Source organism: Antarcticimicrobium luteum (assembly GCF_004358185.1).
In the GTDB taxonomy this organism is placed as follows: Bacteria; Pseudomonadota; Alphaproteobacteria; order Rhodobacterales; family Rhodobacteraceae; genus Antarcticimicrobium; species Antarcticimicrobium luteum.
Window position 1 is genome coordinate 182,652 of sequence record NZ_SMUV01000070.1, and the last position, 16,193, is coordinate 198,844.

A 16,193-nucleotide genomic window follows, 5' to 3' on the forward strand; every position below is an offset into this window, starting at 1 on the left:
CCCTGCGCCGGGGTGTCCTGCGTCGCCCTTTGATCCGGCGCGGACTGAAACCCCGGTGCGGGTTTTTCTCGCTGGGACAAGAATTTCTTGGCCTCTGCGGATGGCGCCGGGTCCGCTGCGGAGCGGTGTCGCAGGTCGGAGGTGCCGGGATCAAATCATCCGGCGCCGGCGCGATCCGGGCCACCCCTCCGGGCGCGCGCCGATGAAACAAGTATTACTTGCCAATGACCTGCGTTTCTTGGTTTCTCGACCGCGGTGCCGGCGGCACCATCGCCCCGGACAGGATCGGGGCGAGGAAAAGGCTGCATGCGCGCTATGGATAGACCCTGCGGCACCGGGCGGCGCGCCCGGCGGACCCAGGGGGGGCTTCCCCCTCTGGCGGTTGGCGATTTGGGCGTTATCCTGACGCCATCGACGCCGCCCGCCCGGCTGGCGCGCGGTCGAACGTCACGCAGTCACCCGTCACCTCGAACACGAAGGAACCCTAAATGAAACGCAATGGCGGTCAGCTTCTGGTGGAATGTCTTCTGGCCCTTGGGGCAAGGAAAACTTTCGGCGTGCCCGGCGAGAGCTTTCTCGCCGTCCTCGACGCCCTGCACGATACCGCGGGCAGGCTCGATTTCGTGCTTTGCCGGAACGAGGGCGGTGCGGGTTTCATGGCGGCGGCCTATGGCAAGCTGACCGGAACGCCCGGGATCTGTCTGGTCACCCGCGGGCCGGGGGCCACCAACGCCGCGATCGGCATCCACACCGCGATGCAGGACAGCGCGCCGATGATCGTCTTTGTCGGTCAGGTCGGCACCGACATGAAGGGCCGCGAGGCGTTTCAGGAGCTGGATTACAGGGCCGTCTTCGGCACCGTCGCCAAATGGGCGGTGGAGATCGACGATGTCGACCGCATCCCCGAGATCACCGCGCGGGCGTGGAAGACGGCCACCACCGGCCGCCCCGGCCCGGTGGTGGTGGCGCTGCCCGAGGATATGCTGACCAGCCTGACCGGGGCCGCCCCCCTGAGCGGCCCGGCGGAGATCGCGGAGCCGGTGCCGGCACCGGCGGCGCTGGACAAGGCGCGGGCGATTCTCGCGGCGGCGGAACGGCCGGTGATCTTCTACGGGGGCTGCAACTGGACGGAGGCGGGCCGCGCGGCACTGCAGGGCTTTGCCGAGGCCTCCGACATCCCCGTGGTCTCGGTGTTCCGTTATCAGGACCAGTTCGACAACCACTCGCCCTGCTTCTGCGGCGAGGCCGGGGTGGGCATGGTCCCCTCGGTGAAAAAGCTGGTGGGCGAGGCCGACGTGATCCTCGCCATCAACGCCCGGTTCGGCGAGAACTCCACCGACGGCTACACGCTGCTCGACGTGCCGCAGCCGAAACAGCGGCTGATCCATGTGCATGGCTCCGATCTGGAGATCGGCAAGGTCTATCAGCCCGAGCTGGGGATTCAGGCCGGTCCCAACGCCTTTGCCGCCGCTCTGGCAGACCAGCCGGTCAAGGGCAGCTGGTCCGCGTGGCGGGCCGAGGGGCGGGCGGCCTATGAGGCCGGGTTCGATCTGCCCGATCTGCCCTCGCCGGTCGACATGGGCAAGGTCACCGCGCATCTGCGGGACGTGCTGCCCGAGGATGCCATCGTCACCAACGGGGCGGGCAATTTCGCCATCTGGTCGGGGCGGTTCCTCAAATACGGGGCCGCGATGCGGCTGCTGGCGCCGCAATCGGGCGCCATGGGCTATGGCCTGCCCGCCGCGGTGGCGGCCAAGGTCGCCTGCCCGGAGCGCACGGTGGTCTGCTTCGCCGGCGACGGCGATTTCCAGATGAATTGTCAGGAGCTGGCGACGGCGGCCCAGGCTGGTGCCCAGCCCATCGTTCTGATCCTCAACAACGGCATCTACGGCACCATCCGCGCGCATCAGGAGCGGCACTATCCCACCCGCGTCTCCGGCACCACGATGGTCAGCCCGGATTTCGCCGCGCTGGCGCGTGCCTATGGCTTCCACGGCGAGCGGGTGGAGCGGACCGAGGATTTCGCCGCGGCCTTCGACCGGGCGCTGGCCTCGGAAACCGGCGCGGTGCTCGACCTCAACATCTCGCCCGAGGCGCTGACGCCGCGCGTCACGCTCAGCCAGATGCGCGCGGCGGCGTTGAAAGCAAAAGGGGAATAAATGACCACATCTCGTGACATCCGGCTCGGCGCGGACATCGGCGGCACCTTCACCGATGTCGCGCTCGACCTGCGCGGAACGCTCTATTCGGCCAAGGTGCTGACCAGTTACGCCGCGCCGGAACAGGCGATCCTCGACGGGATCGTCCTCGTCACCGAAGAGGCCGGGATCGCGCCGTCGGAGATCGACCTGATCATCCACGGCACGACGCTGGCCACCAATGCGCTGATCGAGCGGCGCGGCGCGCGCACCGCGCTGGTGACGACCGAAGGTTTCCGCGATGTCATCGAGATGCGGACCGAGAACCGGTTCGAACAGTACGATCTGAACCTCAAACTCCCCGAACCGCTGATCCCGCGCGAGGATCGCTTTGCCGTCGCGGGCCGGATCAGCGCGCAGGGCGAGGAACTGGCACCGCTCGACGAGGCGGCGCTGGAGGCGCTGGCGGATCGGATCGCGGCCGAGGGCTTCGGCGCGGTCGCCGTCGGCTTCATCCACTCCTACATGAACCCCGCGCATGAGCAGCGGGCGCGGGAGATCCTGGCGGCCAAGCTCGATATCCCGATCTCGATCTCCTCCGAGGTCAGCCCGCAGATGCGGGAGTTCGAGCGGTTCAACACCGTCTGCGCCAACGCCTATGTGCGGCCGCAGATGGAGGATTACCTGAACCGTCTTCAGGTCCGGGTGAAGGAGATGGGGGCGACCTGCCCGGTCTTCATGATCCATTCCGGCGGCGGGCTGATCTCGGTCGAAACCGCCGCCGCATTCCCGGTGCGGCTGGTGGAATCGGGGCCGGCGGGCGGGGCGATCTTTGCCGCCGATGTGGCGCGGCGGTTCGGGATCGACAGGGTGGTCAGCTACGACATGGGCGGCACCACCGCCAAGATCTGCCTGATCGAGGAGTTTCAGCCGCAGACCGCGCAGACCTTCGAGGTCGCCCGCACCTATCGCTTCAGCAAGGGGTCGGGGATGCCGATCTCCATCCCGGTGATCGAGATGATCGAGATCGGGGCGGGCGGCGGCTCGCTGGCCTGGGTCGATGCCATGGGGCGGATTCAGACCGGGCCGGAATCGGCGGGCTCGGAGCCGGGGCCGGCGTGCTATCAGCGCGGCGGTGCGCGGCCGGCGATCACCGATGCGGATCTGGTTCTGGGCAAGCTCGATCCGGATAATTTCGCGGGCGGCAAGATCCGCCTGTCGGTGGACAACGCGCGCGCCGCGATCACCCGGGATGTGGGCGACAGGCTGGGGCTCGGCGCCCAGGCCGCCGCCTTCGGCATTGTCGAGGTGGTGGACGAGAACATGGCCAACGCGGCCCGCGTCCATGCGGTGGAGAACGGCAAGAACATTGGCGGCAACACCATGATTGCCTTTGGCGGCGCGGCGCCGCTGCATGCCGCGCGGCTTTGCGAAAAGCTGGGGGTCGGGCGTTGTCTGATCCCGCAGGGCGCGGGGGTCGGATCCGCCATCGGATTCCTCAAGGCGCCCTTCGGCTATGAGGCGCTGGGCTCGCAGGTGGCGGCGCTTTCGGGCTTCGACGCGGATGCGGCCAATGCGATGCTCGACGGGCTGAAGGCCACCGCCGAACGCTTTGTCCGCGCCGGTACCGATGGCGAGATCACCCGCGAGGTCACCGCCTTCATGCGTTACGCGGGTCAGGGCTGGGAGATCCCGGTGCCGCTGCCCGACCGCGCCTTTGCCCCAGAGGATCGGGAGATGATCGCCCAGGCGTTCCGCGACCGTTACGCCCAGTTCTTCGGCCGCGCGGTGGAGGGGCCGGAGATCGAGTTCGTCACCTGGTCGGTGCGCGCGCAGGACATCCGCCCGGCGCCCGAAAGCGTGGCGCTGGAGACCGGCGGTGCGCCCGTCGCTGCGCCGCAATCGAGGGCAATATTCGATCCTACAAAGGGGGAAATGTGCCAAAGCGGCATCTTCGAGCGTGACAGCCTCACCCCGGGCGACCGGTTGGCCGGCCCCGCGGTGATCGTCGAGGCAGAGACCGCGACCCTCGTCACCTCCCCCTTCGATGCCGTCATCCAGCCCGACGGCACCATCCTGCTGTTGCGGAAAGGAGCGTGAGCGCCATGACCCAGGTTGATGAAATCCGCATGCAGGTGATGTGGAACCGGCTGATCTCGGTGGTCGAGGAACAGGCGCTGACGCTGCTGCGCACGGCCTTTTCCACCTCGGTCCGCGAGGCGGGGGATCTGTCGGCGGGGGTGTTCGACCCTGAGGGGCGGATGCTGGCGCAGGCGGTGACCGGCACCCCGGGCCATGTGAACACCATGGCCGAGGCGGTGCTGCATTTCATCGAGGAGATCCCGCGCGACCGGATGTTCCCGGGCGATACCTATGTCACCAATGACCCGTGGAAGGGCACCGGGCATCTGCACGACATCACCATGGTGTCGCCGTCGTTTCTCGGGGAGGAGCTGGTGGGCTTCTTCGCCTGCACCGCGCATGTGGTCGATGTGGGCGGGCGCGGTTTCGGCGCCGATGGGAAATCGGTCTATGAGGAAGGCCTGCAGATCCCGATCATGAAATTCGCCGAGCGGGGCGAGGTGAATGACGTACTGCTGCACCTGCTGCGCGCCAATGTGCGCGAGCCCAATCAGGTGGTCGGCGATTTCTACTCACTCGCGGCCTGCAACGACGTCGGCCACCGCCGCCTGATCGAGATGCTGGAGGAGGTCGGGCTGCCCAACCTCGACAGCCTGGGCGACTTCATCCTCAGCCGCACCCACGCGGCGGTGATGGAGCGGATCGCGGCGCTGCCCAAGGGTAGCTGGTCGAACGAGATGCTGACCGACGGCTATGACGAGCCGATCCTGCTGAAGGCCGCGGTGACCATCAGTGCCGATAAGGTGCATGTGGATTTCGCCGGTTCCGCCCCGATGAGCCGTTGGGGCATCAACTGCCCGATGATCTATACCAAGGCCTATGCCTGCTATGCGATCAAATGCGTGGTGGCGCCGGACATCCCCAACAACTCTGCCTCGCTGGCGGCCTTCGACGTGTCCTCGCCGGTCAATATCACCAATGCGGCGCGGCCCGCGCCGGTGTCGCTACGCCATGTGATCGGCCATATGGTGCCCGACGTGGTGCTGGGGGCGCTGGCCCAGGCCCTGCCGGGGCAGATCCAGGCCGAGGGGGCGGGGGCGCTGTGGAACATCCATATCTCCGCCCGGCCCGCTGCCGGGGCCGAGGGACGGCGCGCCGAGGTGCTGATGTTCAACTCCGGCGGCATGGGGGCGCGGCCCACGCTCGACGGGCTGTCGGCCACCGCCTTTCCCTCCGGCGTGCACACGATGCCGATCGAGGCGACGGAACATACCGGCCCGATCGTCATCTGGCGCAAAGAGCTGCGGCCGGATTCGGGCGGCGACGGCACCTATCGCGGCGGTCTGGGCCAGATCATCGAGATCGCCCCGGCGGAGGGCCATGAGTTCGAGTTCTCCGCCATGTTCGACCGCGTCAACACCCCGCCCCATGGGCGCGACGGCGGCGCGCCCGGCGCAGCGGGAGAGGTCGCGCTGGACGACGGCACCAGGCTGCGGCCCAAGGGCTGGCAATTCGTCCCCGCCGGCAAACGCCTGATCCTCAAGGCGCCCGGCGGCGGCGGCTACGGCGATCCGGCCAAACGGCCGGAGGCGGCGCGGGCGGAGGACCGACGCCGCGGCTATGTGACCGGGGAGGAGACATGATGCCCCGACCATCCCACGCCGCCAACGCGGCCCATCTGACCACCTGACCCGGAGCGCGAACCCATGACCAAACCCTTCAAGAAAATCCTCATCACCGGCGCCGCAGGGCGCCTGGGCAGCGAGTTGCGCCGCGGGCTGGCACCGCTGGCCGAGAGCCTGCGCCTGGCCGACCGCGAAGAGATCGCCGATCTGCAGCCGCATGAAGAGGCGGTTATCTTTGACCTCGCCGACGAGGCCGCGACGATGGCGGCCACCGAGGGCTGCGACGCCATCGTCCATATGGGCGGCGCGCCGATGGAGCGGCCCTGGGCCGAGGTGCTCGACAGCAATATCCGCGGCTCTTACCACATCTACGAGGGCGCCCGGAAACATGGGGTCAAACGGGTGATCTATGCCTCCTCGGTCCATGCCATCGGCTATCACCGGCTGGACAACCATATCGACACCGAAAGCCCGGTGCGCCCGGACAGCCTTTATGGCGTGTCGAAATGCTTCGTCGAGGCGCTGGGCAGCATGTATTGGGACAAGTTCGGGATTGAGAGCGCGATGATCCGCATCTTCTCCTCCTTCCCGGAACCGGCCGACCGGCGCATGTTGTGGTCCTGGCTCAGCTTCGACGATTGTGTGCGTCTGGTCAGCGCCGCGCTCACCGCGCCGCATCTGGGGTTCACCATCAGCTTCGGCACCTCGGACAACAGGGTGAAGCCACTTGACAATTCCAGGGCCGGGCATTTGGGCTATATCCCGCAGGACAGCGCCGAGCCCTATCGCGCGGCGGTGGAAGCGAGGACCGAAATCGCCGATCCCAAGGCCCTTTCCACCCAATGTCTGGGGGGATGGTTCGTGGACCTCGGCCATCCCGACGACGAGGCTGGGGAATGAACGAGCGCTATGATGTGGTGATTGTCGGCGGGGCGGTGATCGGCTCTTCCGTTGCCTATCACCTCACCGCGAACCCGGATTTCAATGGCTCGGTCCTGGTGATCGAACGCGACCCCAGCTATGCCCGCGCCTCGACCGCGCTGTCGGCCTCGGGTATCCGGGTGCAGTATTCCAACCCGATCAACGTTCAGGTCAGCCAGTACGGCGGCGAGGTGATCCGCGATTTCGCCGAGACGATGGCGGTCGACGGCGACCGGCCCGACCTGAATTTCCACCCCGGCGGTTATCTGTTCCTCGCCTCAAGCCCGGAGCAGGCGCAGATCCTGCGCGAGAACCACGAGGTGCAGAAATCCTGCGGCGCCGACGTGGTGCTGTGGTCGCGCGATGAGCTGGCCGCCGCCTTTCCGCATCTGCGGGTCGGAGATGTCTCGCTGGCCTCCTACGGGCGCTCGGGCGAGGGCTGGTTCAACAACACCGGGCTGATGCAGGGCTTTCGCGCCAGGGCGCGGGCGCAGGGTGCCCAGTATGTCACCGACGAGGTGGTCGGGATCGCCCGCCACGGCAGCGCCGTGACCACCGTCACGCTGAAATCCGGCGCGGCGATCCAGGCGGGCACGGTGGTCAACGCCGCCGGCCCGCGCGCGGCGCAGGTGGCGCGGATGGCCGGGCTCGACATTCCGGTCGAGCCGCGCAAGCGCACGCTCTTCGTCTTCGACTGTGCCGAATCCCCCGAAGGCTCGGCCTCCGTGAATCAGGGCCGGCTGCCGCTGATGATCGATTCCACCGGCGTGTTCTGCCGGCCCGAGGGGCGGTTCTTTCTCACCGGCTGCCCGCCGGTCGAGGATCCGGCGGTCGACTGGGACGATTTCGAACCGCGCTATGACGAGTTCGAGGAACTCATCTGGCCGGCCCTGGCCGAACGCTCGCCGCATTTCGAGGCGATCAAGGTGGTGAACCAATGGGCGGGGCACTACGCCTTCAACACGCTCGATCACAACATGGTTGTCGGCCGCCACCCCGAGGTGACGAATTTCATCTTTGCCAACGGATTCTCCGGTCACGGGCTGCAACAGGCGCCGGCGACGGGGCGCGGGGTGTCGGAACTGATCGCCTACGACGGCTTTCGGACGCTGGATCTGTCGGCGGTCGGCTATGAGAGGATCGTCAACGGCACACCGTTCCTGGAAAAGGCGGTGATCTGATCGCGGTCGCGCCCGGGACAGGCTAGGAGACCCGGGCCGGGCCTTTTCCCGGTGCCAGCGCGATGGACAGGATGACCCGCCAGCCCTTCAGACTACCGCCGTTGAACGCGCTGCGCGCCTTCTGGGCCGTGATGCGCAAGGGCAGCTTTCGCGCCGCCGCCGATGATCTTCTGGTCAGCCCGCAGGCGGTCAGCCAGCAGATCAGGCTTTTGGAGGGCACCCTCGGCGTCCAGCTCTTTGCGCGCAAAGGCCGGGTGATCGAGCCAACCGAACAGGCGATCGTGCTGTCGCATTTCATCGAGGCCGGCTTTGGAGAGTTCACCGAGGGGGTTCGCCGGGTGACCAGTGCCGGCGCCCGCAACCGGATCACCATCAACGTCAGCCCTTATTTCGCCACCCGCTACCTGATGCAGCGGCTGGAGCGGTTCCGCGAGATCTCTCCCGGCGCCGATCTGCGGCTGACCACGCTGGTCGAGCTGCCGGATTTCGCCGCCGACGAGGTCGATGTCTCGATCCAGTGGGGGTTCGGGCAGTGGAAGGATTATGAGGTCACCCTGCTGGTCGGCGACCCCAAGGTGATCTGCTGCGCCCCGGCGCTGGGCGCGCGGATCTCCGGCCCCGCCGATCTGGCCGGGATGACCCTGCTGCACCCGGTGGCGGCGCGGGACATGTGGGCGTGCGTGCTGGCGCATTTCGGGGTCGAGGCCGGGGTTCCGGCCGGGCAGATCGAGTTCCACGATGCCGATACCATGCGCCGCGGTGTGCTCTCCGGTATCGGCGTCGGGCTGATTTCCAAGGCCGACGCGGTGGAGGATATCGAGGCCGGCCGGCTGGTGGCGCCCTTTGGCCTCGATGCGCTCGACGACATGCCGGAACGCTATCGCCCCGGCTTCTACCTGGTGGTCCCGCGCGCGCACAAACGGCTGCGCACGGTGGCCCGGTTCTGCGACTGGATCACCTCGGAGAGCTGGACGGGGTGAGGCAAGCTCCCCTGCGCGGAATCAAGCCCGAAGGGCGCCGCGCAAGTGCCGGACCGTCCCCTCGGTCAGGCGCTTGGTCGACGTAGGCGCGCAGATCAGGCTTCGTCCGGATTTGGCTGCCGTAAAGCGCGCCGATCAGAGGGTGCTGCGCCAGACCACGGTCCGGCGCTTGCGCGGCTTGCTCTGTGGATCGAAGGTTATTTCCCCTTGCCGCCGAACAGCCGGTTCACGATGACGAAGAACAGCGGCACGAAGACCACCCCCAGCACCGTGGCCGAGATTGTGCCGCCCAGCACGCCCGACCCGATGGCGTTGCGCCCGCCGGAGCCGGCCCCGGTGCTGAGCACCAGCGGCAGCACGCCCAGCGAGAAGGCCATCGAGGTCATGATGATCGGCCGGAACCGCTGCCGCGCCGCCTCGGTCACCGCGTCGAGCAGCGGCTCGCCGCCGGCATAGCGTTCGCGGGCGAACTCGACGATCAGGATCGCGTTCTTCCCGGTCAGCCCGATCACCGTCAGCAGCCCGACCTGAAAGAACACCCCGTTCTCATAGCTGCCCAGCCAGGCGCCGGCCAGCGCGCCCAGCACGCCGATGGGCATCGCCAGCATCACCGCAAAGGGGATCGACCAGCTTTCATAGAGCGCCGCCAGAGACAGGAACACCGCCGCCAGCGACAACGCATAAAGCAGTGGCGCCTGGCTGCCCGATTGCCGCTCTTCCAGCGACAGCCCGGTCCAGGCCAGGTCGTAACCGCCGCCAAGCTGAGCGACCAGCCGCTCCATCTCGGCCATCGCCTCGCCGGTGGAGACGCCCGGCGCGGGCGAACCCTGGATCTGCAGCGCCGGCACCCCGTTATAGCGGTAGAGCCCCTGCGGCCCGTATTTCCAGTTGCCCTCTGCAAAGTTCGAAAACGGCACCAGCCCGCCGCTGGCATTGCGCACACGCCATTTCTCGATGTCCGAGGGGGTCGCGCGGGCCTCGGCCTCGCCCTGAACATAGACCCGCTTGATCCGGCCCTGGTCTAGGAAATCGTTGACGTAAGAGCCGGCCCAGGCCACCCGCAGCAGCTCGCCCACGGCGGTGGGGGTCAGGCCCATCGCGCCGGCCTTGCGCCAGTCGATATCCAGGTTGAACTGCGCCGCGTCCGCCAGACCGTTGGGTCGTGCCGAGGCGATCAGCGGGCTTTGCGCCGCCATCCCCAGCAACTGGTTGCGCGCCGCCATATGGTCCTCGTGCGATTGTCCGCCACGGGCCTGCAGATAGAAATCGAAGCCCGAGACATTGCCCAGCGCGATCACCGAGGGGGGCACGATGGGAAACACCATCGCGTCGCGGATCTGGCTGAAGGCGCCGAATGCACGGCCGGCCAGCGCCTGCACGCTCTGGCCCGGCGCCGGGCGCTCGTCCCACCCCTTCAGCTGGACAAAGGCCAGCCCCATGTTCTGCCCGGCCCCGGCGAAGGAAAAGCCAACCACGCCGAACATGGATTCCACCACATCGGTCTCCTGCGTCAGGTAATAGTTTTCGACCTGCTTGACCACTTCACGGGTCCGTTCGGCGGTGGCCCCGGTGGGGGCCTGGATCAGGGTAAAGAGGATGCCCTGATCCTCATCCGGCAAGAAGCCCGTCGGCGTGCGCATGAAAAGGCCGACCATCACCCCGGCCAGGATCAGATACAAAAGGCCCATGCGGACCGGCCGCCGCAGGCCCCAGCGGACGGTGCCGGCATAACCGCGCGTGACCCCGTTGAACCCGGCGTTGAACCAGCGGAACGGCCCGCGGCGCGCGCCGTGATCGCTGCTGCGCAGCAACGTCGCGCAAAGCGCCGGGGTCAGCGTCAGCGCCACCACCACCGACAGCGCCATGGCCGAGACGATGGTGATCGCGAACTGCTGATAGATCACCCCGGTCGAGCCGGGAAAGAACGCCATCGGCACGAACACCGCCGACAGCACCATGGCGATGCCGACCAGCGCGCCGGTGATCTGACCCATGGATTTATGCGTCGCCTCGCGCGGGGACAGCCCGTCCTCCTCCATGATCCGCTCGACGTTCTCCACCACGACGATGGCGTCATCCACCAGCAGGCCGATGGCCAGCACCATCGCCAGCATGGTCAGCGTGTTGATGGTGAACCCGGCGGCGGCCAGGATGCCGAAGGTGCCCAGCAGCACAACCGGCACCGCCAGTGTCGGGATCAGCGTTGCGCGGAGGTTCTGCAGGAACAGCAGCATCACCAGGAACACCAGCGCAATCGCCTCGAACAGGGTCTTGACCACCTCCTGGATCGAGATCTGCACAAAGGGCGTGGTGTCATAGGGGACCACGTATTCGATCCCCTCGGGGAAGAAACGGGCAAACTCCGCCATCCGCGCCTTGACCGCATCGGCGGTGTCGAGCGCATTGGCGCCCGAGGCGAGGCTGATCGCCATGCCCGAGGAGGGGGCGCCGTTGAACCGGGCGATGGTGGAATAATCCTGCGCCCCGATCTCGACCCGCGCCACATCGCCCAGCAGAACCAGCCCGCCATCGGTTTCCGCCCGCAGGACGATCTGGCGGAAATCCTCCGGCGTGCTCAGGAGCGACTGCGCGGTGATGGTGGCGTTGAGCTGCTGACCGGCGACCGCCGGTCGGTTGCCGAAGGCCCCGGCGGAGATCTGCGCGTTCTGCGCCGAGACGGCGGCGACCACGTCCGATGGGGCCAGCTCGAAGGCGGCCAGTTTCGACGGGTCGAGCCAGATCCGCATCGCGTACTGCCCGCCAAAGACGCGCACGTCGCCGACGCCCTCGATCCGGCTCAGCTCGTCCACCAGGTTGGTGACCATGTAGTCGGCCAGATCGACCTGCTCATAGGTGCCATCGGGCGAGATCAGGCTGACCACCATCAGGAACCCGGCCGAGGATTTCTGTACGGTTATGCCCTGTCGCTGTACGGTTTCGGGCAACAGCGGGGTCGCCCGCGACAATTTGTTCTGGACCTGGACCTGGGCGATGTCGACATCGGTCCCGGTCTGGAAGGTCAGCTTGATTTCGGCGCTGCCCGCCGAGGTGGAGCTGGACGAGAAATACCGCAAGCCATCCAGTCCGGTCATCTGCTGCTCGATCACCTGGGTGACCGTGTTGGCGACGGTCTCGGCCGAGGCGCCCGGATAGCTCGCCCGGATCGAGACCGACGGCGGCGCGATCTGCGGGTACTGGGCCACCGGCAGGGTGCGGATCGCCAGCATCCCCACTCCCATGATCAGGATGGAGATGACCCAGGCAAAGACCGGGCGGTCGATGAAGAATCGGGCCATGCGTGGGCGTCCTCTAATCCTTGGTTCAGTTCGAGCCGCCGGCGGGCGCGCGCTCTTCCGGGGCGACGGTGGCGCCCGGCGCGGCCTTCTGGAAGCCGGCGACAACCACCCGGTCGCCGTCCGAGAGGCCGCCGTTGACCACCCAGTGATCGCCCTGATCCTGCAGGATCGACAAAGAACGTTCCTCGATCACGTTGCCCTCGCCCACCACCCAGGCGACCGGGCGGCCACGGCGGTCGCGCACCACGCCCTCCTGCGGCACCAGAAACACCCCCTCGGCGGCCTCTACCGGCATGTCCACCTGCACATACATCCCCGGCAGCAGCAGCCGGTCGGGATTGGAGAATTCCATCCGAAGCGTGACCACCCCGGTCTGCGGATCGACCTTGGGCTCGGCCGCCGTCAGCTTGCCGGTTTCGCCATAGTCCGAGCCGTCGGCCAGCGTCAGGCGCACGGTGCGGTCGGCGCCGCCCAGCTGCGCCTCGGTCTCGCCGCGGCGCCAGCGCAGCAGGTCAGCGGCCGATTGGGTCACGTCCACATGCACCGGGTCGATGTCACGGATCACCGCCAGCGGCTGCGCCTGGCTGGCGGTGACCAGCGCGCCGGGGCTGGTCTGCGACAGGCCGATCTCACCCGAGAGACGGGCGCGGATGGTGGTATGCGAGAGCTCGATCTCGGCCGAGTTCAGGCCGGCGCGGGCGACCTCCACCGCGGCGGCGGCGGTGTCGCGCGTGGCGACGGCATCGTCCAGCGCCTGATCGCTGGCGACCTTGCGCTGATGTAGCTCGTTGATCCGGTCGGCCTCGCGCTGGGCGGTGCGCAACTGGGTCTGGGCCTGGCTCACGCCGGCGCGCGCTTGCTGCACCACCGCCTCATAGCTGGCCGGGTCGATCTTGAAGAGCGGATCGCCCGCCTCGACATGGGCGCCCTCGCGGAACAGCCGTTCGGTGATGATGCCGTTGACCTGCGGACGCACCTCGGCCTCGGCCGAGGCGGCGACGCGGCCCGGCAGAGTGGAGGTCAGCGTGATGGTCTGCGGCGCGACCGTAACCACGGTGACGGCGGCGGGCGGGCGGCCCTGCTGCTGGGCGGCGGCGGGCGCGGCCAGCAGGCCGGCGCAGGCAAGACAGGACAGCGCCAGGCGCAAGATCACGGACATGACGGGCCTTTCGGGAAAGAGGATTGGCATGGTCGCGGGAATAGCTTAGGAAACTATGGCGTTTCTATAATCAGTCAAACTGCCGGATGACAAGCGATCTTTGCGCGGATCGTGCCGCGCCGGCGTGAAAATCGGAGCGGGCATGGAGAATGCGGAAACAAGCGCCGTTGTCACCCGGCGCGGTCGTCCTGTCGTGCTGGCGCCGGAGGAACGGCAGAAACGCATCTTCGACGCGCTCGAGGCGGTGTACCGCGAAAACGGGCTGGACGGGGCCAGCATGGATGCGCTGGCCGGCCGCGCCGGCATGTCAAAACGCACCATCTATGCGCTGTTCCCAAGCCGCGCGGCGCTGCTGCAGGCCTATCTGGAGCAATACGGCGGCGGGTTCCTGCGCCCGGTGCCGGCGCAGGCGCAGGCGCGCCCGCTGGCCGAACGGCTGCGCCTGACACTGTCGCCCGAACTGGGCCGGGGCGGGTTCGGCCTGCCGCTGGAGATCCTGCGCGGCCTGGTTGCCGAAACGCCCGCCGCGCCCGGGATCGCGCGCGACATGTTAAGGCGCACCTCTGACCTCTGCCGCTGCATCCTGATCGAAGAACTGGAGCGCGGATGCGACCGGGGCGAGGTGGAGATCGACGATGTGCCCGCCGCCGCCGCGCTGCTGCTGGACATGTTGCGCCCCTGGCCGGTGGAATCGCTGCTCGATCCCGGGCGCCTGCCCGACGAGGCGGCGATGACCGCGCGGCTGGATCTGGCGATATCGGTCTTTCTGCACGGAACCGCGCGGCGCGGGTAAGCGGCGCGAACCGGGGAGAACCGAACGGATTGCGTACAATGCGGCCGGGTTATTTCAACTCGATCTCGACAAAGGACATCGGCGCCGCGCCGGCGTTGATCACATTGTGCTCCACCCCCTGTTCGCGGCGATAGGCGGCGCCGGCGGGCACCGTGACCTCGGTCACTTCGCCGCCGGGCAGTTCCAGCCGCATGTGGCAGTCGGTGATCGCGGTGATCACATAATCCATCGCGTGCACATGCCAGCCGGTTTCGGCGCCCGGTTCGAAGTCGAACCGGGTGACGCGGGTGCGGTCGTCGTCGATCAGCTGGGTGGCGGTGCAGTCGGTCATGGCGTGTCTCCCGAGGGGCCGGTTCGGTTGGTCCGGGTCTGGCGCAGCTTAGCCGAAACCGCCCGGGCGCCAAGCCCCGGCGCGCGCGATATTTTTCCGGTCGCCGGCTTGCGCTGCGCCGGGGGATGGAGAACCCTGTGCGGCGACCCGAGGGCAGTAGCGAAAGGACCAAGAGATGAGCGAGACCTGGGACGAGGATCTGTTTGCCAGGGGGCTGGCGCAGCGCAAGGCGACGCTGGGGGCGGAGTATGTCGAGAAAAACCTGGCCGCCGCCGACGATTTCACCCGCCCGTTCCAGGAGGCGATGACCGCCTGGTGCTGGGGCTTCGGCTGGGGCGACGAGGTGATCGATCCGAAAACGCGCAGCATGATGAACCTCGCCATGATCGGGGCGCTGGGCAAGATGCACGAATGGGAGATCCACTGCCGTGGCGCGCTGAACAACGGCGTGTCCAGAGAAGAGATTCGCGCGATCATCCATGTGGTGGGCATTTATTGCGGCGTGCCGCAGGCGCTGGAGTGTTTCCGGGCGGCGAAAAAGGTGCTGGCCGAACAGGAGGGGGCCTGAGCCGATACACCGTGTCGCACGGGCCGGCGCCGATCCGGGGTGCGGAAAATAGTACACATATTAAATAAAGCATATAACGCGCCGCAGACCAGCGATCGAGCCAGCCCGTGTCCTCAAGATCCGCCACCTCCCGTCTGATCACCGAACGCCCGCGCCAGCTGTTGCGGCAGGCCTCGGTCTGGGCCGCCTTGTCCGGGGCGCTCTGGCCGGTGCAGGCGGGGCTGATCGCCTGGGTGATCCAGGGCTGGACCGGGGGCGATTTCGGCGCCGCCGGCTGGATCGCCGCGGCGGGATTCGCCCTGATCGGAGCGATCCGCGCGGCGGCCGACCGGATGGCCGGACGGCGCGCCTTTGCCGCCGCCGATCTGGTGGTCTCGGCCGAGCGCAAGGCGCTGCTGGACCGCGAGGGGCTGCGGGTCGACCGGGCGGTCTCTTCCGCCGATCTGGCTGCGCTGCTGTCGGAGAAACTGGCGCTGCTGGCGCCCTATGTGGCGCGCTATCGCCCGGCGATGGCGCGGGTGAGGGTCGTGCCGCTGCTGTTTCTGGCGCTGACCGCCTATTTTTCCTGGGTCGCGGCGCTGATCCTGCTGATTGCGGGGCCGCTGATTCCGCTGTTCATGGCGCTGGTCGGCATGGCCGCCAAGGAGGCCAGCGCGCGGCAGATGGTCGAGATCGGCGATATGAACGCGCTGCTGATCGACCGGATCGCGGCGCTGCCCGACATCCGGATTCTGGACGCCGCCGACAAATCGCGCGCCGATTTCGCCGCGCTGGCCGAGGGGGTGCGGCGGCGCACCATGGCGGTGCTGCGTGTGGCGTTCCTGTCCTCGACCGTGCTGGAGCTGTTTTCGGCCATCGGCGTGGCGCTGGTGGCGGTCTATGTCGGCTTTTCGCTGCTGGGCGAGATCACTTTCGGCGCCTGGGCGAGGCCGATGACCCTGGGCGAGGGGGTGTTCATCCTGCTGCTGGCGCCGGAGTTCTTTCAGCCGCTGCGCGATCTGGCCGCGGCCTGGCACGACAAGGCCGCCGCCGAGGCCGTCGCCGATGAGCTGGAGGCGCGGGCCGCGCGCGCGGCGGCCGACGCGCCGGGCACCGGCGCCCGGGTCGGGCGGCTGGCCG

Annotated in this window: 12 protein-coding genes; 9 read left to right on the forward strand and 3 right to left on the reverse strand. The window is 67.9% G+C overall.

What is annotated here, in order from left to right:
- The first annotated feature begins 488 nt into the window (after nt 1–488).
- The 6 genes from E1832_RS15670 to E1832_RS15695 all read left to right on the forward strand — a co-directional run bounded on the left by E1832_RS15670 (nt 489) and on the right by E1832_RS15695 (nt 8,927).
- Nucleotides 489–2,159: a thiamine pyrophosphate-binding protein gene (locus E1832_RS15670; RefSeq protein ID WP_133360708.1), complete on the forward strand. Its 1,671-nt coding sequence runs from the start codon at nt 489–491 to the stop codon at nt 2,157–2,159.
- On the forward strand, nt 2,160–4,238 hold the full coding sequence (locus tag E1832_RS15675; protein ID WP_133360709.1) for a hydantoinase/oxoprolinase family protein: 2,079 nt from the start codon (nt 2,160–2,162) through the stop codon (nt 4,236–4,238).
- 5 nt (nt 4,239–4,243) lie between these two features.
- Entirely contained in the window at nt 4,244–5,863 is a 1,620-nt protein-coding gene (locus E1832_RS15680) for a hydantoinase B/oxoprolinase family protein (protein ID WP_133360710.1), read from the forward strand.
- Nucleotides 5,864–5,926: 63 nt separating this feature from the next.
- Nucleotides 5,927–6,745, forward strand: coding sequence for an NAD-dependent epimerase/dehydratase family protein (locus E1832_RS15685; RefSeq protein ID WP_133360711.1), 819 nt, complete (start codon nt 5,927–5,929; stop codon nt 6,743–6,745).
- The gene (locus E1832_RS15690; RefSeq protein ID WP_133360712.1) at nt 6,742–7,947 is read left to right on the forward strand and encodes an NAD(P)/FAD-dependent oxidoreductase; all 1,206 of its coding nucleotides are present in this window, start codon (nt 6,742–6,744) and stop codon (nt 7,945–7,947) included. The genes E1832_RS15685 and E1832_RS15690 overlap by 4 nt, the downstream gene beginning before the upstream one ends.
- 62 nt (nt 7,948–8,009) lie before the next feature.
- Nucleotides 8,010–8,927, forward strand: a complete 918-nt coding sequence (locus E1832_RS15695) for a LysR substrate-binding domain-containing protein (protein WP_245514009.1) — start codon at nt 8,010–8,012, stop codon at nt 8,925–8,927.
- 197 nt (nt 8,928–9,124) lie between these two features.
- On the opposite strand, the gene E1832_RS15700 is transcribed toward E1832_RS15695, so the two are convergent.
- On the reverse strand, nt 9,125–12,223 hold the full coding sequence (locus E1832_RS15700) for an efflux RND transporter permease subunit (RefSeq protein ID WP_133360713.1): 3,099 nt from the start codon (nt 12,221–12,223) through the stop codon (nt 9,125–9,127).
- 25 nt (nt 12,224–12,248) lie between these two features.
- The gene (locus E1832_RS15705; protein WP_133360714.1) at nt 12,249–13,382 is read right to left on the reverse strand and encodes an efflux RND transporter periplasmic adaptor subunit; all 1,134 of its coding nucleotides are present in this window, start codon (nt 13,380–13,382) and stop codon (nt 12,249–12,251) included.
- Nucleotides 13,383–13,524: 142 nt separating this feature from the next.
- Between E1832_RS15705 and E1832_RS15710 the strand changes: the two genes are divergently transcribed.
- Nucleotides 13,525–14,175: a TetR/AcrR family transcriptional regulator gene (locus E1832_RS15710; protein WP_133360715.1), complete on the forward strand. Its 651-nt coding sequence runs from the start codon at nt 13,525–13,527 to the stop codon at nt 14,173–14,175.
- A 49-nt stretch (nt 14,176–14,224) separates the two neighbouring features.
- On the opposite strand, the gene E1832_RS15715 is transcribed toward E1832_RS15710, so the two are convergent.
- Nucleotides 14,225–14,506 carry a cupin domain-containing protein gene (locus tag E1832_RS15715; protein ID WP_133360716.1) on the reverse strand — a complete coding sequence of 94 codons (282 nt, stop codon included), beginning with the start codon at nt 14,504–14,506 and terminating at the stop codon, nt 14,225–14,227.
- A 175-nt stretch (nt 14,507–14,681) separates the two neighbouring features.
- On the opposite strand from E1832_RS15715, the gene E1832_RS15720 reads away from it, so the two are divergent.
- Both E1832_RS15720 and E1832_RS15725 read left to right on the forward strand, forming a co-directional pair.
- The gene (locus tag E1832_RS15720) at nt 14,682–15,074 is read left to right on the forward strand and encodes a carboxymuconolactone decarboxylase family protein (protein WP_133360717.1); all 393 of its coding nucleotides are present in this window, start codon (nt 14,682–14,684) and stop codon (nt 15,072–15,074) included.
- A gap of 107 nt (nt 15,075–15,181) precedes the next feature.
- Nucleotides 15,182–16,193: ABC transporter transmembrane domain-containing protein (locus tag E1832_RS15725; protein ID WP_245514010.1), on the forward strand; the 1,012-nt coding region annotated here is incomplete at its 3' end.

Bases quoted from the DNA above. Each gene is read 5' to 3' on its own strand.
- E1832_RS15710 (WP_133360715.1), top strand. From the start codon at position 13,525: ATGGAGAATGCGGAAACAAGCGCCGTTGTCACCCGGCGCGGTCGTCCT.
- E1832_RS15675 (WP_133360709.1), top strand. From the start codon at position 2,160: ATGACCACATCTCGTGACATCCGGCTCGGCGCGGACATCGGCGGCACC.
- E1832_RS15705 (WP_133360714.1), bottom strand. From the start codon at position 13,382: ATGTCCGTGATCTTGCGCCTGGCGCTGTCCTGTCTTGCCTGCGCCGGC.
- E1832_RS15720 (WP_133360717.1), top strand. From the start codon at position 14,682: ATGAGCGAGACCTGGGACGAGGATCTGTTTGCCAGGGGGCTGGCGCAG.
- E1832_RS15715 (WP_133360716.1), bottom strand. From the start codon at position 14,506: ATGACCGACTGCACCGCCACCCAGCTGATCGACGACGACCGCACCCGC.
- E1832_RS15670 (WP_133360708.1), top strand. From the start codon at position 489: ATGAAACGCAATGGCGGTCAGCTTCTGGTGGAATGTCTTCTGGCCCTT.
- E1832_RS15695 (WP_245514009.1), top strand. From the start codon at position 8,010: ATGGACAGGATGACCCGCCAGCCCTTCAGACTACCGCCGTTGAACGCG.
- E1832_RS15690 (WP_133360712.1), top strand. From the start codon at position 6,742: ATGAACGAGCGCTATGATGTGGTGATTGTCGGCGGGGCGGTGATCGGC.
- E1832_RS15685 (WP_133360711.1), top strand. From the start codon at position 5,927: ATGACCAAACCCTTCAAGAAAATCCTCATCACCGGCGCCGCAGGGCGC.
- E1832_RS15680 (WP_133360710.1), top strand. From the start codon at position 4,244: ATGACCCAGGTTGATGAAATCCGCATGCAGGTGATGTGGAACCGGCTG.
- E1832_RS15700 (WP_133360713.1), bottom strand. From the start codon at position 12,223: ATGGCCCGATTCTTCATCGACCGCCCGGTCTTTGCCTGGGTCATCTCC.